Here is a 22,748-nt window from a genome sequence, read left to right on the forward strand (position 1 = left end):
TCCTCTTCGTGCCGATCGCGTCTGCTCTGGTGCCGCGCGTCACGCCCGCCACGGCGTGATTCGCGGCCACCACCCAGGAACCGGGTTGCGCACGAAGCTGCTGAAGCTGCCTGGGCCATGCGCGTCAGGCTATTCCGATTCGTGCGGCCGCGCGAGGGGGCGGTTTTCAGGGTGCAGCTGCATCCTTGGATCCTCGGTCGGATCGGCGTACAGGCGAGGGCAACCACCGCTGATCGCCTCGGGTCGGAGCTCGTAGTGCCATGGTTCATTGCCGTAGATCTGACACAGACCGTAAGCGGCGCCGTGCTCGGACAGCCACAGCGTGGCATCGAACTCTCCGATGTCGATCGCGGTCCCTGACACGTGGGCGGATGTTTCCGCTGTCGCGACCCAGCGGGCAGCTTCTTCTTCCGAGCCGTACTCGGAGACGGCGTCGCGAAGAAGCTGGTCTTGATATTCGCCGGAACGCCACCCGCTGTTGATGTAGAACTCGATGCCGGCATCTCGTCCGGAAACCGCGGCCGCCTTTCGCACGGCATGGAGCAGGTCGGAGTCGAGGTTGGCGACAGCGGGGAACCGGTCATCGAACACGGTCACGCCGCCCGGGAGAGTGCCGTCCGCCTCGTCGATCACACCGTCGGGCTCGACAACTGTCGCCCGCTCGTCGCCGCCGGGAATGCCGCCAGGCGCGGCGGCCGACGGTGACGTCGACTGGTAGATCAGTGTTCCGGTCATCGTCGCGGCGATGACGGCCAGGACGATGGCGAGAATGCGGAGAATGCTGCGGGTCGTCGTTCGAGCTGCCGTGTATGTCATGCCGCCAGTCAACGCAGTGCCGTGTTGCCAGCGCGTACGCAGTTTTCGATATGCCGACGATATGTGCCGGCTCGTAGGATCGAGACCATGCGTGTCTTGGTGGTCGAGGATGAGCCCTACATGGCTGAGGCCATCCGCGATGGCTTGCGCCTGGAAGCAATCGCTGCCGACATCGCAGGGGACGGCGACTCCGCTCTGGAATTGTTGAGCATCAACTCGTACGACATCGCCGTTCTCGACCGCGACATTCCCGGTCCCTCCGGTGACGAGATCGCCCGGAGCATCATTGATTCCGGCAGCGGGATGCCCATTCTGATGCTGACCGCAGCCGACCGGCTGGACGACAAGGCCTCCGGGTTCGAGCTCGGAGCCGACGACTACCTCACCAAACCGTTTGAGCTTCGTGAGCTCGTTCTCAGGCTGCGGGCGCTCGATCGCCGGCGTACACACAACCGGCCCCCCGTGCGGGAAATCGCCGGTCTGCGTCTGGACCCGTTCCGACGTGAGGTCTACCGGGATGGCCGGTACGTCGCGCTGACCAGAAAGCAGTTCGCCGTGCTCGACGTTCTCGTCGCCGCCGAGGGTGGCGTGATCAGCGCCGAAGAACTTCTGGAGCGGGCGTGGGATGAGAACGCCGACCCGTTCACGAACGCCGTGCGCATCACCGTCTCGGCACTGCGCAAGCGGCTGGGCGAGCCGTGGGTCATCGCCACGGTTCCCGGCGTCGGCTACCGCATCGACACCGGTCCGGACGTCGGACATCGGGGAGGCGACCGTGGTTAGGCCGTCAGGGCCCAGCGTCCGACTCAAACTCACCCTCAGTTACGCCGGGTTCCTCATGCTGGCAGCCGTATTGCTGCTCGCGGTCGTGTGGCTGTTTCTCCTGCGTTACGTGCCCAGTGATGCGGTCAGCGGTCCCGGCGGGTTCGTGCCCGGCCGCGACGATCTCGTGCGCGCCTTCGCCCCGCCGATCGCGTGGGCGCTGGTGTTCCTACTCGCTTTCGGCCTGCTGGGAGGGTGGATCCTCGCCGGACGGATGCTCGCTCCGCTGACCCGCATCACGAACGCCACGCGGGTGGCAGCGACTGGTTCGCTCTCGCACCGCATTGCGATGGAAGGCCGTGACGACGAGTTCCGCGAACTCGCCGACAGCTTCGACGCGATGCTCGAACGGCTCGAAGCACATGTCGCCGAACAGCAGAGATTCGCCGCGAACGCATCCCACGAGCTTCGAACACCCCTCGCGATCACGCAGACCCTCCTCGATGTCGCCCGCAACGATCCCGACCGGGACTGCGACGAACTCGTCGAACGCCTCCACGCGGTCAACTCCCGCGCGATCGACCTCACCGAGGCCTTGCTCCTGCTCAGCCGCGCCGACCAGCGATCCTTTGTCCGGGAGCAGGTCGACCTGTCCCTCCTGGCCGAACAGGCCGCCGAGACGCTCCTTCCTCTCGCCGAGAGGCACGGTGTCGCCATCGAGGCCGCGGGGGATATCACCCCCACCATCGGCTCCCACGCGCTCCTGCTGCAGATGACGACCAACCTCCTGCACAACGCCATCGTGCACAACCTGCCCGACCGCGGCACGGTGCGGGTCGACACCGCCACCGTCGCGGGGTTCGTCGTGCTCACGGTCGAGAACACCGGCGTCGCGCTCAGCCCACAGCTGGTGTCGACGCTCACCGAGCCGTTCCAGCGCGGCAGCGAACGCATCCGCGGTCATCATGCGGGTGTCGGCCTCGGTCTCGCGATCGTCAAGAGCATCGTTCAGGCTCACGACGGAACCCTCACTCTCACCCCTCGCCCGGACGGCGGGCTTCGAGTCACGGTACAACTCCCCGCGGCTCCGTGAGCGTTGCACTCGTGGCCAGAGGCACGATGACGGGGGTGGGGGAGCGGGAGGGATGTCGGCAGGACGCGATCTGCAGTATTTTGATGCGATCGCGAGCGGGGAGGAATCATGGCGGAACTGACGACCGACGATGTCTGGCGGGTGATCGAGAAGCAGAACTTCATGGTGGTCGGGATGGTGTCGGCACGTGGGCAGGCCCGCACCGCCGGCGTCATGCCGTACACAGCGGATCGCACACTTTGGTTCACGACGAACGACGACGAGTGGAAGGCCAGACACATCGCGCTCAACCCAGAAGTGTCAGTGACGGTCGCGATTCCGAAACGGGTACCGCTCATGCCGTGGATCAAGGTGCCCGCCGCCACGATCACGTTCTGCGGTGTCGCCGAGGTCCTTCCGGCGGCTCGGATGCCGGCCACGGTGCGGGATGCCCTCACGAAGGGGCTGGAGCTGAGTGAAGACGGGTCTCGTGGCACGCTGCTCGGCATCGGTGTCCGGCCGACCGGCGACTTCGTCACGTATGGCGTCGGGGTATCGGTCGTGAAGATGCGCGACACCGAGGCCGCGCGGGGGAGAGCGCCGAGCGGAGGCTAGCTCAGTACTCGCGCTTGATCACAAAGAAGGAGCCACGGATGACGCCTGCGAGCTTCGACTTCTGGCGGGCGAACTTGAAACGCGTCGCCAACTCCTCCGGTAACTCCATGCCGTCGGCCAGTTTGAATCCGACCGCTCGCTTTCCGCCCTCTTCGACGCTGTACATGACGTTGATCGACAACCCTGACTCGTAGAAGACGTAGGACATCCGCAGCCCATCGACCTCGAACTCGGTTGCTTCGAGGGGTCGGGAACCGATGACAATGTCGCGCTCGTCCCTGAGGATGCGGCTCACCCGCTCAATCACCTCCTGAGCCTCGGAGGCAGGGTGCACTGTGAACTCGTGGTCGTACTTGTTCCGGTAGTAGCGAGCCTCGTTGGCGCGCAGTCCGGCGAGCGCATCGGCGACCGGAGACGATTCCAGGCCGACGGTGGAAACGTTCTCGAAGTCAACGGCGTACGACATGCGGCCTCCCAGTCAGATGAGTCGGGATCAACGATAACGCGCGACGTGTTCGTGACCGATAGCTACCATCGGAGCATGGGGAGAACGGATCGAGCAAGCCTGCTGATTCACGCCGGCACCGACACGGTGTTCGCTGCGCTGACCAGCCCCGAGGCTCTCGTGCACTGGTTGCCCCCGAAAGGCATGCACGGCCGATTCGAGCGGTTCGACATGCGTGACGGTGGTTCCTACCGACTCGTGCTCACCTACGACGATGCGTCTGGCGCGCCAGGCAAGACGTCGGCAGATTCGGATGTGTCCGAGGTGCGCGTCACGCGGATCGTTCCGGGAGAGCGTGTGGTGCAGGAGGTCGACTTCGATTCGGACGATCCCTCGTTCCAGGGCACAATGCGGATGGAGTGGAGCCTCCACCGCGGGAGCGAAGGCACAACGGTCGAGTTCGAGGCGCAGGATGTCCCGGCAGGAGTTCGCGCGCGCGATCATGCAGAGGGCATGACGTCCTCGCTCGCGAATCTCGCAGCGTACCTCGACGCCTGACCGCTGCCCGGAACCGGACAGAAACGTCCCTCGAAAAACTTCGATCTCCCTCTTGCACGGTCGCTATTCAGTGTTACTATCTAGTGGTAGATAGCAACACCGAGTAGTGATTGGACGGGTTCATGGGCAAGCAGATGACCGAGATGCTCAAGGGCACTCTGGAGGGCATCGTCCTCGCGATTCTCGCCGTGCAGCCGGCATATGGCTACGACATCACGGCCCGTCTTCGCGACCAGGGTTTCTCCGAAATCGTGGAAGGCACCGTCTATGCGTTGCTGGTCAGAATCGAGCAGCGCGGCCTCGTCGACGTGGCGAAAGTCCCGTCCGAGAAGGGGCCGCCGCGCAAGGTCTACTCGTTGAACGCACAGGGCAGAGAGTCCCTCGAAGAGTTCTGGAGCACGTGGAGCTTTCTCGCAGAACGCATCGAACAGCTCCACCACAACATTGAAAACCCGCAGGAAGAAGGAGAGTAATCATGGCCGCAAAGTGGATCGAAGCCGTCACAGGCTCGCTCGAGCAGAAGAAGCAGTACAGGCAGTACAAGGCGCGCATCGCGGCTCTTCCCGAGCCGTACGGCACGGCTGCGAAGGCGTTCGAGCGGTACTTCATGTACTACGGCGGAATCACGGACGGTGACACCCTCGTCAGGATGCTCAGCGACTTCGCCGACCTCTGGGAGCGCGCAGCCATCGACGGAACACCGGTCCGCGCCATCGTCGGCGACGACCCTGTCGAGTTCGCCGAGGCGTTCACCCAGGCCTACGGCGGAACGCAATGGATCGACAAGGAGCGCGCTCGCCTGGAGAAGGCCATCGACACCGCGGCCGGAGACACCGGAAAGGAGACGAAAGAATGACCACCACCCATGCCCCTGCACCCGCGATCCGAGTGCAGGGCATCCAGAAGTCCTTCAAGGACGTACACGTGTTGCGGGGCGTCGACTTCGACGTGAAGCCGGGCAGCATCTTCGCTCTGCTCGGCTCCAACGGTGCAGGCAAGACCACCCTGGTGCGGATCCTGTCCACCCTGCTGAAAGCCGACGCGGGAACCGCCTCGGTCCACGGCTTCGACGTCGCGGGGAGTGCCGGCGACGTGCGCGAATCGATCAGCCTGACCGGCCAGTTCGCGGCGGTCGATGAGATTCTCAGCGGTCGGGAGAACCTCGTGTTGATCGCGAAGCTGCGTCACTTGAAGAACCCGGGAGCGATCGCCGACGACCTCCTCGCCCGTTTCTCGCTCACCGAAGCCGGCAGCCGGAAGGCATCGACGTATTCGGGCGGGATGCGCCGCCGGCTCGACATCGCGATGAGCCTGATCGGCAACCCGCCGATCATCTTCCTCGACGAACCGACCACGGGACTTGACCCCGAGGCGCGCATCGAAGTCTGGGAGACCGTCAAGCGCCTCGCCGCGCAGGGGACCACCGTGCTGCTCACAACGCAGTACCTCGATGAGGCCGAGCAACTCGCCGACCGCATCGCGATCCTGCACAAGGGCACGATCATCCAGAACGGGACGCTCAGCGAACTCAAGCAACTCCTCCCGCCTGCCACGGTCGAGTACGTCGAGAAACAGCCATCGCTCGAGGACGTGTTCCTCGCCCTCGTCGGGGACACCGACGAGACCGATACCGCCAGCGGCGACTCGGCCGACACCACGGCCACTGCACGAAAGGAATTCTGATGACCACCAACGTCCTCGGCGATACCAGCGTCCTGACCGGCCGCTCGCTGCGCCACATCCTCCGCAGCCCCGACACCATCATCACCACCGCGGTCACCCCGATCGCTCTGATGCTGCTGTTCGTGTATGTGTTCAGCGGGGCGATCAGTACAGGATCCGACGAGTCGTACGTCAACTACATGCTCCCGGGCATCCTGCTCATCACGATCGCGTCTGGAGTGGCGTACACCGCATACCGGCTGTTCCTCGACCTTCAGGGCGGCATCTTCGAACGCTTCCAGTCCATGCCGATCGCGAGGTCGAGCGTGCTCTGGGCGCACGTGCTCACCTCCCTGGTGGCGAACCTCGTCTCGATCGCTCTCGTCGTCGGCGTCGCGCTGCTCATGGGGTTCCGCACCGGAGCATCCGTCGTCGACTGGCTCGCGGTCATCGGCATCCTGGTCCTCTTCACCCTCGCACTGACCTGGATCGCTGTGATCGCCGGGCTCTCGGCGAAGACTGTGGACGGCGCGAGTGCGTTCAGCTATCCGCTGATCTTCCTGCCGTTCATCAGTTCCGCCTTCGTGCCCACCGAGTCGATGCCGGCCCCGGTAGCCTGGTTCGCCGAGAATCAGCCCGTGACCGCCATCGTGGATACCACCAGGGCCCTGTTCGCACAGGAACCCGTCGGTAGCGACATCTGGATCGCCCTCGCCTGGCTCGTCGGGATCCTTGTCGTCGCGTACGCCTTCGCGATCGGGATCTACCGTCGCAAGGTCAGCTGAGCCCGAGTGCCTACGCTCTCCATTCCGAACGGCGTCGCCCGCTCCCCGTACGGGAGGCGGGCGATGTCGTTGTTGGGAGGCGCCGCCAGGATCAAGCAGGATCGAAGCGATCATGGGTGCATGAGCGAGGTGACCGTGCGTCCGATGACGCAGAGTGAGTTCGATCACTGGCAGGGCGCGCTCGCCGAGGACTTCGCGGCCGAACAGGTCGCGGTCGGCCGCTGGGCGAAGGACGGGTCGGTTCAGCGCGCCCGCCATTCGAACGCGGAACTGCTCCCCCTGGGATTGAACACGCCGAGAATGCTCATTCTTTGGGGGATCGACTCGGACGGAGAGTCCGTCGGGCGTGCGTGGGTGGGCCTGGATCACCCGCGCGGAGCTCCGGATACGGGCTTCCTCTACGACATCGAAGTCGTCGAGGAGCGGCGGGGTGAAGGGCTCGGCCGCGGTTTGCTGGAGGCGGTGGAGCACGCGGCGCTCGAGGCCGGAGTGCATGCCCTGGAGTTGAACGTTTTCAGCACCAATGGTGTGGCCGTCGCGCTGTATGAATCGTCGGGGTACTCCGTCTCGACCCAGCAGATGCGAAAGACGCTCCGCTCCTAGGCGGCACACGGGCAGTCGCATCAGGTCAGACGCCGGGATGCTCCGGATCGATCAGATCCGAGTACTGCGGATTCCCGGTCATGTACGCGGCGACCACCCGGCAATGCACGGTGACGCGCAAGCCACGTTCCCGGATGTCATCGAGAGCGTCGGCAATGAGGTCGGCAGCGATGCCTCTCCCGCGGAACTCCGGAATGACCGTCGTCGTTTGAACGATGACCCGTCCATCGGCCTCGTCGTACCGAAGGCTCGCCAGCTCGCGACCGCCCATTGTGGCGGAGTACACGCGCTCGTCGGCGAGCCGGTGCACCTCGATCTCGGCTTCGGCATCCGCAGACGGCCGGTCGACCTCGCGAATGGCGTTCGACGTCACGTCGTCGATGAGCGCTGAGGTGCCCTCGTCGAGAAAGCCGGCGCCATCCGGGTAACCGGCAGCATCGGGATACTCGAATGCTCTCGGTTCATTCCCTGTATTCACGTCGTTCCTCCTTCTCGTCGGGACGGGTCGGCGGCGGGAGGGACCAGCCGCAGTCTGCTTGGCGCAACCTTGGGGAAGGCCGCCTGAAACCCAGTGCTCCCGCTCTTACCTCGCGACTCGGCCGAGTCCCGTCACCAGCAATGACCGAACGCGCGTCCGGGTTGTGACATCACTGGCCGCAGGGGGCGCGTTCCGACGTCGTCACTGCGAGCCACACCTGTTCAACTCAGGTAGGCGTCGACCATGACGGGGCCGCGGATGTCACGGAACGTGTCGAGCAGGCGCTTGAGGCCCCGCGGATTCATCGACGTCAGTTGCAGATCGTATGGCCCGAGCTTCTCGAGTTTGCCGGTGCGGATCCGCACGACCTCCCAGTGAGCCGAACGCAGAATCCGGTCCTTCCGCCGGTCTCCGTCCTCCCGTTTGCCTACGTGTTCGAGACCGTGACGGCCGGTGCTGTCGTATTCGACTGCGATCCGCAGTTCGGGTAGGAGGATGTCTGGCCACACCTCGAGATGGTCGAAGAATGGCCGGGCCACGCGGACGGCGTTCAGGCCGGGTGAGACGCTGAGGCGTGCGAAAAGATCCATCCTCAGCTGTGCCTCGACGGCGGATGCCGGTCGGGGCGCGCATGCGCTGGCGAACGGTTCACCTGTTGGCAGCATCGGTGTTTTCGGACACAGGATTCGTGGCGACTTTGCAATGCGGGGCGAGGAGCTGGACCCAGCGGGACGTGCGGGCCGCGGTTGTGCCAGCGCCGCGCATTCCGGGCACCAGGCCGAACGGCGACGTTCGCGGCCGGGGCGGGAGCGTTGTTCGGCCGGCGTGGCGACGAACGTGTGCCCGGCATTGCATGTCCAGAGGAGGAAGACGTCGGCGGCAGGCGGAATCTGGGTCAGCATGATGCCGGAATTCCGATCCGGATAGTACTGCCTGATCAGCGTCGGGTACGGCGCCCACGCCTCACGGTACGTGCCGATCGGGTAGGGCACATCGTTCCCGCGTGAGAACTGGCGGCGTGCCCACCAGTCCTCGATCCTCTCCGCCATTCAGGCACGGTAACAGGGGCGTCAGACACCCGCCGGCCGCGGCGTGGTGTCTTTTCAGCGCACCGACTTCCGCTCGTAGATCGTCATCGACCAGGCATAGCCGGCGACGGTGATCACGACGCACCAGCCGATCGCGAGGATCGGGCTCCAACCGAGCGGGGTGCCGAGCAGCAGGCCGCGAATCGCTTCGATGAACGGCGTGAACGGCTGATACTGCGCGAACCACTGCATCCATTCCGGCATCGATTCGGTCGGCACGAACCCACTGCTGAGGAAGGGCAGGAACGTCAGCAGGAGTGGCCAGTTGCTGGCCGTCTCGACCGACTTCGCCTGCATCCCCATCGCGACGCCGATCCAGCTGATCGCGAACGAAATGAGCACGAGCAGCCCGGCGGCGGCAAGCCACTCGAGCGGCCCTGCTGTCGTGCGGAAGCCGATCAGCAGGCCGACCCCGAGCACGAGAGCGACGGCGATGAAGGCCTGGATCGTATTGCCGAGTACGTGGCCGGCGAGTACGGCAGCCCGTGAGATCGCCATCGTCCGGAACCGAGCGGTGATCCCCTCGGTCATGTCCATCGCCACTGTTGTCGCCGTACCGCCGGCGCTGCCGGCGATGGTCAGCAACAGGATGCCCGGCATGATGTATTCGACGTAGGCTTCCCGCCCACCCGCCGGATCCGCGCCGGGCAATCCGGCGCCCAGAGTGCCACCGAACACGAACACGAAGAAGAGCAGGAGCACGACCGGACCCAGGATGGTGAACGCCGACAGGCCCGGGTAGCGAATCATGTGCAGCAGGTTGCGGCGCAGCATCGTGATCGCGTCGGCGACGATGTACGATCGTCGGCTGGTGCTCGACCCCGCGGTCGGGCGCTCGGCAGTGATGGTGGTCATGACTCGGTTCCCTTCGTGTCGACTCGGCCGGTAAGGGCGAAGAACACGTCGTCCAGGTCCGGAGTGTGGATGCTGAGGTCGTCGACCTCGACGTCGGCCGCATCGAGGCGGTCGAGGACGGTGCGTAGCGCTCGGACGCCGCCGTCGCTCGGAACACTGAGGGCGAGTCCGGCCTCGTCGCGGGTGGGGTCGTCCAGGAGCTGGGACGCGGAGTCGAGCGCCGCGGCATCCGCGAACCGGAGCCTGATGTGTCCACCTGGGACGAGGCGTTTGAGCTCATCCGGAGTGCCCTCGGCGACGATCCGCCCGCCGTCGAGCACAGCAATGCGGGTGGCGAGCTCGTCCGCCTCCTCGAGGTGCTGTGTGGTGAGCAGCACGGTCGTGCCATCCGCGACCAGGCTGCGCACGATGTCCCACATCGTGTGACGGCTGCGCGGGTCCAGGCCGGTTGTGGGCTCGTCGAGGAAGATCACGCTCGGGGTGGAGACCAGCGTCATTGCCAGGTCAAGCCGCCGCCGCATCCCGCCCGAGTAGGTTGCGAGTGGTTTTCGCGCCGCTTCCGTGAGGTCGAACTGCTCGAGAAGCTCGGCCACGCGCGTCTTCGAGCGTTTGGCTCCGAGGTGCCGCAACCGCGCCATGAGCTGGAGGTTCTCCTCGCCGCTGAGCAGACCGTCGACCGCTGAGAACTGGCCGGTGAGACCGATCGACGCGCGCGCACCATCCGGATCTCGCACCACGTCGCATCCGTTGACGAAAGCCGCTCCACCGTCGGGCCGAACGAGTGTGCTGAGGATGTGGACGGTCGTTGTCTTCCCCGCGCCGTTCGGGCCGAGGAGCGCGGTGACGGTGCCTGTGGCCACCGCGAGGTCGATGCCGTCGAGCACGAGCTTGTCGCCGTATGACTTGCGAAGCCCGCGAACATCGATTGCTGGAGTGTTCATGTGATTCGTTCCCTACTTTTCTGTCGGTTAGACCTCGGACGCAGGCTCCCTCGGCGCTGGGGTCGCGGGATCGCTGGCGCGATCCTCATTGCTCCACCGCGCGGGCGCGCTGAATGGTGATGTCGCCGTACTGGGTGCGTGCCCGCACAGCGACGGTCTCTTCGGACGCTCCGGGAGCGCGGTCGCCATCGAGCTGATTGCGCACATGTCCTTCCTTGGACGACAGGTCGAGCCAGGCTGGGACACCTGGCCGCACGCCGATCGTGACCTGACCGAATCCGCTTTCGACCTGGATGGATCCGCTTGAGACGTCTCGCAGCTGGATGCTGCCGTATGCGGTCTTCGCCTCGACGGAGGACAGTGACTTTGCGATCTCGAGGTCGCCGTATGAAAGCTTTGCTTCGAGGTCGCCGCCGGACTCGCCGATCAGGATCGAACCGTGAGAGGCTTTGAGGACCGCGTCGCCGGTGATGGTGCCGATCCGGATCTGGCCGTGGTCTGCCGTGATTTCGACGCCGCCGTCGGCCCGGCCGACCGTTGCGTTGCCGTGGGAGGCACGGAGCCACAGATCGCCGGTGGTGTCGACATCCACCGGGCCCATGGAACTCTTGATCCGGGTCGCGCCGAGGCGGCCGACGGTGCGGACACCACCGACCGAGATCTCCGCCGTGAGCCGCGAACCGGCGGGCAGCTCCACCGTCACGTCGACCGAGTCCGTCGGCCCGATCCAGCTGAGCCGCGCCTTCGGACCCGTGATGGTGAGCCGGTGACCGTCGAAGTCGACCCTCGTCTCCTCTGCGCCCCGGCGATCGACTGCCCTGCCAGGGTTGGTGGGGGAGACGGTGACGACCGTGTCAGGGCGGTCCCCGGCTCTGACATCGATCGCACCGACCGGCAGGTTGATGGCGAGGTCGATCGGCGTGGGGGTGGTGAATGTGGGCATGCTGGCGCTTCCCTTTCTCTGGGCGTGTTCGTCCGACCTCGCAGGTCCGCGTGGCTGATGGATGTTGTGGGTTGGGCGGTCTAGCGCGCCCAGCCTGCGAAATTGTCTCCGGTTCGCAACGTGCGCTGGGCCGCTCGTCGTTGCCTGGGCTGAAGCGCGGCAGCAACCGCACGGACCAGCCACGTGTTGACGGACAGCCCGTCAGCCGCAGCTGCATCGTCCACCCGCGTCTTGAGGGCGTCCGGCAGGCGAAGCGTCGTACGCGACGTGCTCGCGTCGTCGAGGTCGACGGATGCTACGGTCCGCTCGTCTGGGTCGGCTTCCGTGTTGGGCTGGCTGACGACGAATTCGACCTCTCGTCCACGCAGCCGCATGTCGACGGAGCCTGGAGCGAGGTCGCGGGTGATTTCGCCGACAGCGGCGGACAGAGCATCGAGCAACACGAGCCGGGTCGCGGCATCAAGGCCGGCGGCGAGTCGTTCTGCGACCGCGCGGGTCTCTTCGACACCGTTGTCTGCGGCATCCACCAACTGACGCTGCAGGTCGCTGACGTACTGTCCAAGTTCCATGGCACCATCGTGACACCACTATGGTGTCATGTCAAGCGGTCATGGTGTCACCGAGGGCTGCCGCCGGATTCGTCCCGTTCGTGGGACGCTTGAGCCATGGATCTGGAGGTGTCGCCCGCGCTCACGATTCCGGCGTCCGAGCTCGGCTGGAGGTTCTCCCGCTCGTCAGGGCCGGGTGGGCAGCATGTCAACACCTCGGACAGCCGGGTCGAACTGTTCTGGGATGTCGGTCGTTCCACCGCGCTGTCCGATGAACAGCGCCAGAGGATGCTCGCGCGTCTCGGACGCCGACTCGTCGGGGGAGTCGTCACCGTCGCCGCCTCCGAGGAACGGTCGCAGCTTCGCAATCGCGAGATCGCACGGCGCAAGCTCGCGGAGATCGCGAGCGCAGCGCTCGCACCTGACGGACCTCGTCGGCGTCCGACAAAACCCACGAGAGGATCGACGAGGCGGCACCTCGCCGCAAAACAACAGCGATCAGCGACCAAACAGCAGCGAAAGCGTCCGTCCGCCGAGTAACGAAGACCTAGCTGTCGCCCTTCCGCCTCACCATCTCGGTGATCCAGGCCGGCGCGAACGGCGAGGTACAGTTCGGCGGCGTTGGGTAGTCCTTGAGCACCTCGAGGCGTTCGCCGATGTCGAGGGCGCGGGCCCGATACTCCGGGTGCTCGATCCCGATCTGGGCGAGGCAGTGGTTCATCGCCCACTGCAGGCGATCCGGGGCATCCTTCATCTCCGCTTCGATCGTGTCGAGCAGACCGGGGAGGTCGAGGCCATCGGGGTCTTTTGCTACGCGTTCGGTGGTCAGGGCCCACCCGGCACTTGCCACAACAGGGTCGGGATCGGCGAACCAGATCACGCGCAGTTCCTCGGCGTGAGGATTCTTCTTCACCACGTAGTTGACGAGCCAGTCGTGCACCTTGGGCATGCGTGCCTCGCGCAGCATCGTGTCCAACCGGTCACGGTCGAACGCCTTCGGACGACAGATCAGAAGTGCCAGGAGCCTGGCAGCGGTGTCGCCGGTCGCCCACAGATCGAGCGCGAGGTCCTGCTGGGTCTTCAGCCGCTTGGCGACGGCGCGAAGCTTGCCGAGGTTGACCCCGTGGTCGTCCCCGTGCCGGGTATTCACCTCGCGGGCCTTCGGGTCGTCGAGTGCGGCCAGCTCGGCCATCACCTCGGGCACCGTGACCTCGGTCACCATCGTCTGCGCCATCTCAGCTCCTGTCGTGCATGTGGAAATCAGCCTACGACGAGAGCAGAGGGTGACGTCGCCTCTCCCGACGGGAACACGCCCGCCACAAGATCCTGCGCTGCGAGGTCGCCAGCGACACGTTCGTCGCATCTTCTGCGACGGGGACGGCTTTTTCGTAATCTCCATTCCCACCGTCACCGTTTGGTGGTGTACTGGCATCCAATCGGCAGGCGACCGCCTGCCCCTCATTGGTCCCGCTGTGGAGACTACGAATTGCCGATGGCTGGACCCCTCACTTGGAGGTACAGCTGTGCACAAGCCCCGCGCTCGCGCACTCGGTGTTTCACTGGGATGCGCGTTAGCTTTCACTCTTGTCGCCACTGCGGCAGTTCCTGCCGTCGCCGACGATCACCTGAACCTGCCCGGCGAGCCCGGTCTCACGCTGCCGATCAACGACAGTGAAGCCGGCGGCACCTACGATCAGGACTTCGACCGGGCGTACGCCGGAGCGACTCCTGACGGGACTCCCGTCTACATCTACGTTCCCGAAGGCACGCCATTGGATGGTTCGGCGCCAGCCGGCGTAGCCAGCCTCGATCCGGCATTCGACCACAATCCTGGCGACGAGTTCGTCCCCTGCGCTGACAACGCCGTAACGGACTTCGCGCTCACGCAGGCTCAGATCGATTACATGGGTGACCAGCTGTCCAGCCAGATCGTCGCTGTCGACGAGGAACACTTCGGCCCCATGGACGCGGCCGATCCTGCCGAGCCCGCCAGCGACTCACTCGTGATGGTGGTCTATAACGTGCAGGACACGAACTACTACGACTGTGCCGAGGACACGTACACAGCCGGGTACTTCGCTCCGGACTTCATCGATTCGGCCGGCATGAACGTCATCGTCATCGATGCCTTCGACTGGGCGAACCGGGTTGGGCCGAACGATGCTGAATGGCGTGACGACGACCCGGAGAACGACCAGCCCACGCTGTACGAGGGCGTGATCGCCCACGAGTTGGAGCATCTGCTGCACAACTACAGCGACCCGGGCGAGTTGTCCTGGGTGGACGAGGGTCTCGCCGACTTCGCGGTGTTCCTCAACGGCTACGACGTCGGAGGGTCGCACCTCAGCAATCATCAGGTGTTCTACGCGGAGACATCTCTCACCCGCTGGGGTGGAGGACTGGAGAATTACGGCGCCTCTTACACCTTCTTCCAGTACGTCTGGGAACAGGCCGGTGGCAACGGCGACGGCACGTACACCCCGGACCTTCAGAACGACACAGCCGGCGGTGACCTGCTGATCCAGCGGATCTTCGAGAACCAGGCGGATGGGATGGACGGAGTCCAGGCCGCGATCGACGAGTTCAATGCGGAGACCGGAGCGGACCTGCGCTCCGCGAAGACCCTGTTCCAGGACTGGGCAGTCGCCGTGTACCTCGACGACGAGGACTCAGCGCTGTTCGACATCAAGGCGGTCGACTTCGGCGATCCTGCATTCACTGACTGGACGATCGACATCGCGGACGACCAGTTCTGGGGCGACCGGGGAAACAACCAGGGCGCTCAGCCGTCACCCAAGTGGGACAACCGCGCAAACGGTCAGTCGCCGACTGCCCTGCCGTACGGTCTCCAGGTCGAGCGATTCCGTAACCCCGGTCCGACGGTGACGGTGGGTCTGGACGGCGAAGACAGCACCCAGGTCCCGCCGCACACCGGAGAGACTCACTGGTATGCCGGTTACGAGAGCCAGTCGGACAACATCCTCGACGTGGATGTGACGGGCACGGCCACGTCACTCGATTTCTGGACATGGCACTTCATCGAAGAGGGATGGGACTACGGATTCGTCGAGGCGCTCGTCGGCGGCGAATGGGTGACGGTCCCGCTCGTCGATGACGCCGGCACGGTCGTCACGAGCAACGAGGATCCGCACGGCGGGAACACGGAAGGCAACGGGCTCACCGGCACATCGGGCGGCGAGTACTTCGTCGACGAGCCTGCCTATGTGCACTACTCCGCTCAGCTGCCCGCCGACGCAACGGACGTGCGTTTCCGCTACTCAACGGACGCGGCCTATCTCGACACAGGATGGTTCGTCGACGATGTGCTCGTCAACGGCGCGGCAGCGACGGTGAGTTCTGCGGAGGGCGAATGGACCGAGACGACCGGACTCCAGAACAACAACTGGACGCTCCAGCTCGTCGCGTCCTGCGATCTCACACCGGGTGTTGCCTCGCCGTTCGAGATCAACGATGGCGCAGGCAACTACGTTTACCGGCTCGAAGGCGACGCGATCACGCAGCCCGGCTTCAACACGAAGTGTGCCAATGGTCCGAATCGCGATTTCGCGACCCTGGTGTCAAACCTGCCCACCGGTGACCTCCAGTTCCTCGACGCGGATTACGCGCTCACCGTGAAGAACACCGGGAACGGCAAGAAGAAATAGCTGACCGGCGCGGCTGGGATCTCCGCTTGCGGCGGTCCCAGCCGTGACGTCAGGCGCGGGCGGGCGCAGGACGCTGTCGCGCGTAGCCGCTCAGGCGGGGCAAGACCCGGATCACCCGGTTGACGAGCATGCCGGTCTTCCTCGAGATGACCGTCCGCAACTGGCGCACGACCACCCGGCTTCTCGCCCTGCTCGACGGTGAGATAAGTCAACCAGCTAAAAAAGGGTGCGCTTGCGGGATGCTGCTGCCATGATCTGAGGAAAGCATCCGTCACGTCGACGAACAGGGGAGACCGACAATGGCACGTCTGACAAAGCAGGAGAAGGCCGCGAAGGCGGCTCTTCACAAGGCGCAGAAGGCAATCGGCAAGGCGATCAAGGCGGCCAAGAAGGCTGACAAGAAGGCGAGAAAGAAGGCCGCCGAACTGGCACAGACGCTGGACAAGGGCCTGAAGAAGACGACTGTGCGCAAGCCGGGCAAGAGCAACAAGACAATCAGCGAGAGCAAGAAGGCGGTCACAGCGAAACCGGCCAAGAAGAAGGCTGCATCAGGAAAGGAAACGGCCACCCCCGCGTCACTCACAGTCGCGACATCTTCCGCGTCACCCACGATCGATGTGCCCACGGCATCTCCTGCCGCGTCGAAGCCCGCCGCGACTTCCGTGGCCACGAAGTCCGCACCAGTGACCACCGCGAAGCCAGCGGCGTCGAAGCCAGCGGCGTCGAAGCCAGCGGCGTCGAAGCCGGCGGCGCCCCGCGGACGACGAACTCGGTCGGCATCCGGACCGACCCTGGCGCAGCTGCGCCAGCAGGCGAAAACCGCGGGTCTTTCGGGCTACTCGAAACTGAACAAGTCAGACCTGGCCGCCCTCCTGGCCAGGAAGTAGGCGGTCTCCCTCCCGTTCACCTGCCGGTTACCCAGCTTGGCTAGCGTGGCCCGATGTGCCCGGTGACCTGTCTCTTGCGAAACCGTTCCCAACGACAGGGCGGAGCACTGTGACGGAGGTCGAATCCGGACAAGCAATCCTGCTGCGGGGCGAGCAGGCTGCGCCGGCGCGCACTCTGCTGGACATTCTGCGGGAGAGTACGGAACGGCATCCGGAAGCCTCTGCCATCGAGGACGCCACGGGCTCGCTGAGCTACCGCGAGCTGATGGCGCGCGTCGTGCAGGTGTCCGCTCGTCTGCTCGCAGAGGGAGTCCGCCGCGGTGACCGCGTCGGTATTAGGATGCCGTCGGGCTCGTCTGAGCTGTACATCTCCATCCTCGCCGTCCTCGCGGCCGGTGCCGCCTACGTCCCCGTCGACGCGGATGATCCTCAGGAGCGAGCCGACCTGGTGTTCGGTGACGCGGACGTCTGCGGGGTGATCACAGCAGACGGCATTTTTCAATCGACAAGGCGGACGTCCAGTGAGATCACCCGAGATCCGCTCTTCGATTCCCCGCCCGCTCACGCCAGTACACACAGCCATCCCGTGGTCGCTCCACCACGCCCCGAGGACGAGGCGTGGATCATCTTCACGTCCGGTTCGACCGGTCGGCCCAAGGGTGTCGCCGTCAGCCATCGATCCGCCGCAGCTTTTGTCGATGCCGAGTCACGGCTCTTTCTCCGTGCCGAGCCGCTCGGTCCAGGCGACAGGGTGATGGCAGGGCTGTCCGTCGCATTCGACGCCTCGTGCGAAGAGATGTGGCTGGCCTGGGCGCACGGCGCGTGCCTCGTGCCCGCACCGCGGGCGCTGGTGCGCACGGGCATGGATCTCGGACCATGGCTCACCGCGAGAGGCATCACCGTGGTATCGACGGTGCCGACCCTGGCAGCCTTGTGGCCGCAGGAGTCGCTCGAGAACGTTCGGTTGCTGATCTTCGGCGGGGAGGCGTGCCCCCCTGAACTCGCCGCACGGCTCGCCGTGGATGGACGCGAGGTGTGGAACACCTATGGGCCCACCGAGGCGACCGTCGTCGCGTGTGCTGCAGAACTCAACGGCAGCGGCCCTGTCCGGATCGGACTCCCGCTGGACGGCTGGGACCTCGCTGTCGTCGGAGCGGATGGGACGCCGGTGATCGAGGGCGACGTCGGGGAGCTCATCATCGGCGGCGTCGGGCTCGGTCGCTACCTCGACGCCGCGAAGGACGCCGAAAAGTACGCCCCGCACGAAGAACTGGGCTGGGACCGGGCCTATCGGAGCGGAGACCTCGTCAGATTCGAGCGGGAGGGACTCATCTTCCAGGGTCGTGTCGACGATCAGGTGAAGGTGGGCGGCCGGCGCATCGAATTGGGGGAGATCGAGGCAGCGCTGCAGGCGCTCGACGGCGTCGGGAGTGCGGCGGTCGCGGTGCGTGAGACACAGACCGGCAACCAGGTTCTCGTGGGCTATGTCGCCATGGCGAACGGTGCCCGCCTGGATCGCGGCCTCGCCCTCGCGCGCCTGCGCGAGGAGCTTCCTGCGGCACTCGTACCGTTGCTTGCCGAGGTTGAGCAACTGCCGACCCGTACCTCCGGCAAAGTGGACAAGAGTGCCCTGCCGTGGCCGTTGCCCGGTGTCGATCCCGATGGAGAGAAGTCGGGCCTCACTCCGATGCAGCTTCGACTGTCTGAGCAATGGCAGGCGGTCCTCGGTATTCCCGTTTCGGACGTCGACGCGAATTTCTTCGATCTCGGCGGCGGGTCCCTGGCGGCCGCGCAGCTGGTGAGTGCGATCCGACAGGATGACCCGAGTTTCACGGTAGCCGACATCTACTCGCATCCGCGTCTCGGGGCGATGGCCGACGAGCTGGAAGACCGGGTGCTTGAGACCCCGGAGGCCCTTCGCCCCTACCACCACGTGGCGCCGACTCCCCGTCGGATGCAGGCGCTCCAGACGGTACTGTCCATCCCTTTGCAGGTTCTGGCCGGGGTGCGCTGGCTGCTGTATGTGCTCGTGGCAGGGACCGTTCTGAGCTGGGTCGGCGGCTTCGACGTCCTGCCCACCGCACCTCTGTGGGCATTGGTCCCTGCGCTGATCATCTTCGCGACCCCGTTCGGTCGGATGGCCATCGCCGTCGTCGCAGCGCGGCTGTTGCTGGCCGGCGTGCGTCCCGGCGACTACCCGCGGGGAAGTGGCGTGCACCTCCGATTGTGGCTGGCTGAACAGGTCGCCGAGCAGGTCGGAGCAGTGAGTCTGTCAGGGGCGCCGTGGATCAGTTACTACGCGAGGGCACTGGGCGCGACGATCGGGCCGGATGTCGACCTGCACACCTTGCCGCCCGTCACGGGAATGTTGCGGATCGGCGGGGGAGCGGCGATCGAACCGGAGGTGGATCTCGCCGGGTACTGGATCGACGGCGACGTCGTGCGGATCGGTGAGATCCGGATCGGGTCGGACAGCACCATCGGGGCACGCAGCACGCTTCTTCCTGGCACGAAGATCGGCCGTGGCGCCGAGATCGCTCCCGGATCTGCCGTGTTCGGCAGGGTGCCCTCAGGACAACTGTGGTCCGGGTCGCCGGCGCAGCGCGTCGGCAAAGCCCGTGCCTGGTGGCCAGGAGAGCGGCCACCGCGCAAGACCCGGTGGCTGTCTGCGTATGCACTGTCCGCAATCGTCGTTGCGGCGCTTCCGGTCCTCTCGCTGCTGCCGGGGTTCGCGCTCATCGCAGTGGGTATCCGCTATTCCGCCTCGCTGGCCGAGGCAGCAGCGCGAGGCTTCGCCCTGCTGGTGCCGGCAACTTTGATCGCCGGCGTGGTCATGGCCGGAGTAGTGGTCGTTCTCGTGAGGGCGTTGGGCCTCGGTGTCCGCGAAGGCACGTATGCGGTGCGCAGCCGCACCGGGTGGCAGGTCTGGACCATCGAACGCTTGCTCGACATGAGCAGGACGCTGCTGTTCCCGCTGTATTCCAGCCTGTTCACTCCGGTCTGGCTGCGGATGCTCGGCGCGAAGGTGGGACGCGACGTCGAGGCATCCACCGTGCTTCTCGTCCCGTCGATGACGACAGTACGAGATGGGACGTTCCTTGCCGACGACACGATGATCGCCTCGTATGAGCTCGGTGGCGGATGGTTGCGGATCGCGGCGATCGACATCGGAAAGCGCGCATTCATCGGAAACTCCGGCATTGTGCCTGCCGGGCACAAAGTGCCGAAGGACGGCCTCATCGCCGTGCTGTCATCTGCTCCACCGAAGTCGAAGCCGGGTTCCTCATGGCTGGGATCTCCGGCGGTGCGGTTGCGTCGTACCGTGGCTGCCGCGGATGACAGCCTCACCTTCAACCCACCGGCCCGGCTGCGGCTCGCCCGCGGCCTGTGGGAGCTCGCCCGCATCGTCCCGGTCCTCGTCACGGCTGCCATCGGTCTGGCGGTGCTCTTCGCCATCGCCGCCCTCGTGGCGCTGACGAACATCTGGCTTGGGGTCGTACTGAGCGGCGTCGTGATGATTCTCGCGGGTGCTGCAGCGGCCGGGTTCACCACGGCGGCGAAATGGGCGCTGGTCGGTCGTATGAAGGCCGTCGAGCACCCGCTGTGGTCCTCGTTCGTCTGGCGTACTGAGGTCTCCGACGTTTTCGTCGAGATGGTCGCCGCACCGTGGTTTGCAAATGCGGCATCGGGTACGCCCGCCCTCGTCTGGTGGCTGCGGAGCATGGGAACGACGATCGGACGGGGAGTGTGGTGCGAGACGTACTGGCTGCCCGAACCGGATCTGGCGACTCTGGCCGACGGCGCCACAGTGAATCGGGGCTGCGTTGTGCAGACCCACCTCTTTCATGATCGAATCATGAGCATGGACACCGTCACACTCGACGCAGGCGCAACCCTCGGCCCGCACAGCGTCATCCTCCCGGCCGCGCGGATCGGGGCGCACGCCACCGTTGGCCCTGCGTCGCTTGTCATGCGGGGAGAGGTCGTCCCAGTCGGCAGTCGCTGGAGTGGCAACCCGATCGGCCCGTGGCGGGACGTGACCACACGGAACTACCATGCGGATGGAACGCGATGACAATGACATCCGTCGGCGCACGAACTGCTGGTGATCGATATGCGCCGACGAGTGGCAATGGCGGCTATCACGTCGAGCACTATGCCCTCGATCTGCAGTACAGGATGGCAACGAATCGGCTCTCGGCTGTTGCGACGATCACTGCCGTCAGCGAGCAGGAGCTCAGCCGGTTCTCGCTCGATCTGAGTCGCCTCCAGGCGTCCCGCGTGTCGGTGGACGGTCGGCGGGCGATCAGGACCCAGTCCAATGGGAAGCTGAGTGTGGTGCCGGCGACGCCGATCGCTGCCGGCGCCACGTTCACCGTGATCGTCGAATACTCCGGGTCGCCTGCGCCGCGTCGGAGCAAATGGGGGCTGGTGGGGTGGGAAGAGCTCGACGACGGCGTGATCGTGGCGTCCCAGCCCAACGGCGCGCCCACGTGGTTCCCGTGTAATGATCATCCGGCCGACCGGGCGACGTACAGCATCCGGGTCTCGACCGAGCAGGCGTACACGGTGCTCTGCAACGGTGTCCTCACCAGCCACACCGTGGCATCCGGTCGCGGAACCTGGCTGTATGAGCAGGTCGAACCCACCTCCACATACCTGGCCACCGTGCAGATCGGCCGGTATACGGTCGAAGAGATCGATCTCGATCCGGTTGCCGGGCTCCTCGCGTACCCAAAGAGACTGCAAGGGCGTGTTCGTGCCGATTTCGCCCTGCTGCCCGGAATGATGCGCTACTTCGAGGGCGTCTTCGGCACCTACCCCTTCGGCGGCTACACCGCGGTCGTCACCCCGGACGAACTCGAGATTCCTCTGGAAGCGCAGTCGATGGCGATTTTCGGGGCCAACCATGTCGACGGGCACGGCGGCGAAGAGCGTCTGCTCGCACACGAGCTCGCTCACCAGTGGTTCGGCAACGGCGTGGGGCTCGCCGCGTGGCAGCACATTTGGCTGAATGAGGGCTTCGCCTGCTACGCCGAATGGCTCTGGTCCGAGCATTCAGGCAAGGAAACAACGGATGCCCTCGCCCGCTGCTACTACGGGCAGCTCCGCATCAGGCCGCAGGACATTCTTCTCGGAGATCCGGGACCGGCAGACATGTTCGACGATCGAATCTACAAGCGGGGAGCGCTCACTCTCCATGCACTCCGCCGGACGATTGGTGACGAACATTTCTTCGCGTTGCTCCGGGACTGGACGTCACGGGACCGCAGCGCCACGGTGACGACTGACGACTTCCGCTCCCACGCTGATCGCTTCAGCGCTGTTCCGCTCGACTCCCTGTTCGACGCCTGGCTGTTCACTCCCGCCCTGCCACCCTTCCCGGTCGCGGCGCAGGCGCCAGGGCGGCGCTGACGACGAACCGAGGGTCGATGTCAGGCTCGATGAGGCGGTACTGAACCCCATCCAGCTCGGCCAGGTCGCCATCGACCTCGACCAGTTGCGGATCCATCCGGAGGCCACGTCCATCTGCTTTGAGCACCGCCTCGACCCGAGTCCAATGTCGAAGCGGATCCTCGGTCTCGCCGGCGATCCGCTGGATCGCGAGTAGCCGGTCCGTGCTGCTGTTTGCGGGCTCGATGTCGATGCCGATCCGGCGCCCGTGGCTCGTCGCGACAACCACCATCCCTGCGCAACCCGAGACACTCACGGAGAGTGCGCGGGAAGCATCGTTCGGGCCGGTCGTGATCGGTCGACCGTGCGCGCCACCGCAGTCGGAGCACAGCGCCGTGATCGTCACCTCTGCAGCGCTCACACCCGAACGTTCGGCCACCAGTTCGCGGAGTAGCAGCCGTCCCCACAGCAAGCGACTCCGGGCCTGTTCCGATACCGTCGTGGCGAATCTGGTCCGTTCGTCGACCGAGAGAAGCGCGATCGCCTCCGCTTCACGGTCAGCGAGGGAGTCTGGCGGCGCCCAGCGCAACACTGTGTCGTCGTCGAACTCGAGTGTGCCCATCGAGCGGTC

24 protein-coding genes are annotated in these 22,748 nt (G+C 65.5%); 14 read left to right on the plus strand and 10 right to left on the minus strand.

All coding sequences use genetic code 11. The features are described 5' to 3' along the window. Positions 1 to 129 precede the first annotated feature (129 nt). Positions 130 to 816 carry a M15 family metallopeptidase gene (locus AC1M0F_RS00520; RefSeq protein ID WP_480236252.1) on the minus strand — a complete coding sequence of 229 codons (687 nt, stop codon included), beginning with the start codon at positions 814 to 816 and terminating at the stop codon, positions 130 to 132. Positions 817 to 903: 87 nt separating this feature from the next. Between AC1M0F_RS00520 and AC1M0F_RS00525 the strand changes: the two genes are divergently transcribed. The 3 genes from AC1M0F_RS00525 to AC1M0F_RS00535 all read left to right on the plus strand — a co-directional run bounded on the left by AC1M0F_RS00525 (position 904) and on the right by AC1M0F_RS00535 (position 3,265). Continuing rightward, complete coding sequence (locus AC1M0F_RS00525) at positions 904 to 1,599, plus strand: response regulator transcription factor (RefSeq protein WP_480236253.1); 696 nt, start codon at positions 904 to 906, stop codon at positions 1,597 to 1,599. Further along, entirely contained in the window at positions 1,592 to 2,671 is a 1,080-nt protein-coding gene (locus tag AC1M0F_RS00530) for a sensor histidine kinase (RefSeq protein WP_480236254.1), read from the plus strand. Before AC1M0F_RS00525 ends, AC1M0F_RS00530 begins: the two co-directional genes overlap by 8 nt. A gap of 108 nt (positions 2,672 to 2,779) precedes the next feature. Continuing rightward, the gene (locus AC1M0F_RS00535) at positions 2,780 to 3,265 is read left to right on the plus strand and encodes a pyridoxamine 5'-phosphate oxidase family protein (RefSeq protein WP_480236255.1); all 486 of its coding nucleotides are present in this window, start codon (positions 2,780 to 2,782) and stop codon (positions 3,263 to 3,265) included. Position 3,266: 1 nt separating this feature from the next. On the opposite strand, the gene AC1M0F_RS00540 is transcribed toward AC1M0F_RS00535, so the two are convergent. Then, a complete protein-coding gene (locus AC1M0F_RS00540) occupies positions 3,267 to 3,731 on the minus strand; it encodes a phage tail protein (RefSeq protein WP_480236256.1) in 465 nt (154 codons plus the stop codon). 75 nt (positions 3,732 to 3,806) lie between these two features. Here AC1M0F_RS00540 and AC1M0F_RS00545 point away from each other — a divergent pair, with 75 nt between their 5' ends. From AC1M0F_RS00545 to AC1M0F_RS00570, 6 genes are all read left to right on the plus strand, one after another. Then, positions 3,807 to 4,268: an SRPBCC domain-containing protein gene (locus tag AC1M0F_RS00545; protein WP_480236257.1), complete on the plus strand. Its 462-nt coding sequence runs from the start codon at positions 3,807 to 3,809 to the stop codon at positions 4,266 to 4,268. Between the two features lie 122 nt (positions 4,269 to 4,390). Next, positions 4,391 to 4,741: a PadR family transcriptional regulator gene (locus tag AC1M0F_RS00550; protein WP_480236258.1), complete on the plus strand. Its 351-nt coding sequence runs from the start codon at positions 4,391 to 4,393 to the stop codon at positions 4,739 to 4,741. A 2-nt stretch (positions 4,742 to 4,743) separates the two neighbouring features. Beyond that, positions 4,744 to 5,124 (plus strand): DUF1048 domain-containing protein, encoded by a 381-nt coding sequence (locus AC1M0F_RS00555; RefSeq protein WP_480236259.1) that lies wholly within the window; start codon positions 4,744 to 4,746, stop codon positions 5,122 to 5,124. Then, positions 5,121 to 5,951: an ABC transporter ATP-binding protein gene (locus AC1M0F_RS00560; RefSeq protein WP_480236260.1), complete on the plus strand. Its 831-nt coding sequence runs from the start codon at positions 5,121 to 5,123 to the stop codon at positions 5,949 to 5,951. The genes AC1M0F_RS00555 and AC1M0F_RS00560 overlap by 4 nt, the downstream gene beginning before the upstream one ends. After that, positions 5,951 to 6,715 (plus strand): ABC transporter permease, encoded by a 765-nt coding sequence (locus AC1M0F_RS00565; RefSeq protein ID WP_480236261.1) that lies wholly within the window; start codon positions 5,951 to 5,953, stop codon positions 6,713 to 6,715. Before AC1M0F_RS00560 ends, AC1M0F_RS00565 begins: the two co-directional genes overlap by 1 nt. 120 nt (positions 6,716 to 6,835) lie before the next feature. Continuing rightward, the gene (locus AC1M0F_RS00570; protein WP_480236262.1) at positions 6,836 to 7,318 is read left to right on the plus strand and encodes a GNAT family N-acetyltransferase; all 483 of its coding nucleotides are present in this window, start codon (positions 6,836 to 6,838) and stop codon (positions 7,316 to 7,318) included. A gap of 25 nt (positions 7,319 to 7,343) precedes the next feature. On the opposite strand, the gene AC1M0F_RS00575 is transcribed toward AC1M0F_RS00570, so the two are convergent. From AC1M0F_RS00575 to AC1M0F_RS00600, 6 genes are all read right to left on the minus strand, one after another. After that, complete coding sequence (locus tag AC1M0F_RS00575; protein WP_480236263.1) at positions 7,344 to 7,796, minus strand: GNAT family N-acetyltransferase; 453 nt, start codon at positions 7,794 to 7,796, stop codon at positions 7,344 to 7,346. A 221-nt stretch (positions 7,797 to 8,017) separates the two neighbouring features. Further along, positions 8,018 to 8,845, minus strand: coding sequence for a hypothetical protein (locus AC1M0F_RS00580; protein ID WP_480236264.1), 828 nt, complete (start codon positions 8,843 to 8,845; stop codon positions 8,018 to 8,020). Positions 8,846 to 8,899: 54 nt separating this feature from the next. Next, positions 8,900 to 9,739 carry an ABC transporter permease gene (locus AC1M0F_RS00585; protein ID WP_480236265.1) on the minus strand — a complete coding sequence of 280 codons (840 nt, stop codon included), beginning with the start codon at positions 9,737 to 9,739 and terminating at the stop codon, positions 8,900 to 8,902. Beyond that, positions 9,736 to 10,680, minus strand: coding sequence for an ATP-binding cassette domain-containing protein (locus AC1M0F_RS00590; RefSeq protein ID WP_480236266.1), 945 nt, complete (start codon positions 10,678 to 10,680; stop codon positions 9,736 to 9,738). The genes AC1M0F_RS00585 and AC1M0F_RS00590 overlap by 4 nt, the downstream gene beginning before the upstream one ends. Before the next feature lie 85 nt (positions 10,681 to 10,765). Continuing rightward, positions 10,766 to 11,623 (minus strand): DUF4097 family beta strand repeat-containing protein, encoded by an 858-nt coding sequence (locus AC1M0F_RS00595; protein WP_480236267.1) that lies wholly within the window; start codon positions 11,621 to 11,623, stop codon positions 10,766 to 10,768. A gap of 80 nt (positions 11,624 to 11,703) precedes the next feature. Beyond that, positions 11,704 to 12,192: a histidine kinase gene (locus AC1M0F_RS00600; RefSeq protein ID WP_480236268.1), complete on the minus strand. Its 489-nt coding sequence runs from the start codon at positions 12,190 to 12,192 to the stop codon at positions 11,704 to 11,706. A gap of 96 nt (positions 12,193 to 12,288) precedes the next feature. On the opposite strand from AC1M0F_RS00600, the gene arfB reads away from it, so the two are divergent. Then, positions 12,289 to 12,711 (plus strand): alternative ribosome rescue aminoacyl-tRNA hydrolase ArfB, encoded by a 423-nt coding sequence (arfB, locus tag AC1M0F_RS00605; RefSeq protein WP_480236269.1) that lies wholly within the window; start codon positions 12,289 to 12,291, stop codon positions 12,709 to 12,711. A gap of 7 nt (positions 12,712 to 12,718) precedes the next feature. Here the strand turns inward: arfB and AC1M0F_RS00610 are convergent, their stop codons facing one another. After that, a complete protein-coding gene (locus AC1M0F_RS00610; protein ID WP_480236270.1) occupies positions 12,719 to 13,405 on the minus strand; it encodes a DNA alkylation repair protein in 687 nt (228 codons plus the stop codon). Between the two features lie 289 nt (positions 13,406 to 13,694). Between AC1M0F_RS00610 and AC1M0F_RS00615 the strand changes: the two genes are divergently transcribed. The 4 genes from AC1M0F_RS00615 to AC1M0F_RS00630 all read left to right on the plus strand — a co-directional run bounded on the left by AC1M0F_RS00615 (position 13,695) and on the right by AC1M0F_RS00630 (position 22,138). Further along, positions 13,695 to 15,836: a hypothetical protein gene (locus AC1M0F_RS00615; protein WP_480236271.1), complete on the plus strand. Its 2,142-nt coding sequence runs from the start codon at positions 13,695 to 13,697 to the stop codon at positions 15,834 to 15,836. Between the two features lie 299 nt (positions 15,837 to 16,135). After that, positions 16,136 to 16,723, plus strand: coding sequence for a Rho termination factor N-terminal domain-containing protein (locus AC1M0F_RS00620; RefSeq protein WP_480236272.1), 588 nt, complete (start codon positions 16,136 to 16,138; stop codon positions 16,721 to 16,723). 109 nt (positions 16,724 to 16,832) lie between these two features. Continuing rightward, positions 16,833 to 20,798 (plus strand): Pls/PosA family non-ribosomal peptide synthetase, encoded by a 3,966-nt coding sequence (locus AC1M0F_RS00625; RefSeq protein ID WP_480236273.1) that lies wholly within the window; start codon positions 16,833 to 16,835, stop codon positions 20,796 to 20,798. Next, the gene (locus AC1M0F_RS00630) at positions 20,795 to 22,138 is read left to right on the plus strand and encodes a M1 family metallopeptidase (RefSeq protein ID WP_480236274.1); all 1,344 of its coding nucleotides are present in this window, start codon (positions 20,795 to 20,797) and stop codon (positions 22,136 to 22,138) included. Before AC1M0F_RS00625 ends, AC1M0F_RS00630 begins: the two co-directional genes overlap by 4 nt. Here the strand turns inward: AC1M0F_RS00630 and AC1M0F_RS00635 are convergent. Beyond that, on the minus strand, positions 22,083 to 22,739 hold the full coding sequence (locus tag AC1M0F_RS00635; protein WP_480236275.1) for a 4'-phosphopantetheinyl transferase family protein: 657 nt from the start codon (positions 22,737 to 22,739) through the stop codon (positions 22,083 to 22,085). The genes AC1M0F_RS00630 and AC1M0F_RS00635 overlap by 56 nt on opposite strands. Positions 22,740 to 22,748 lie beyond the last annotated feature (9 nt).

Source organism: Mycetocola sp. Y719 (assembly GCF_056713205.1).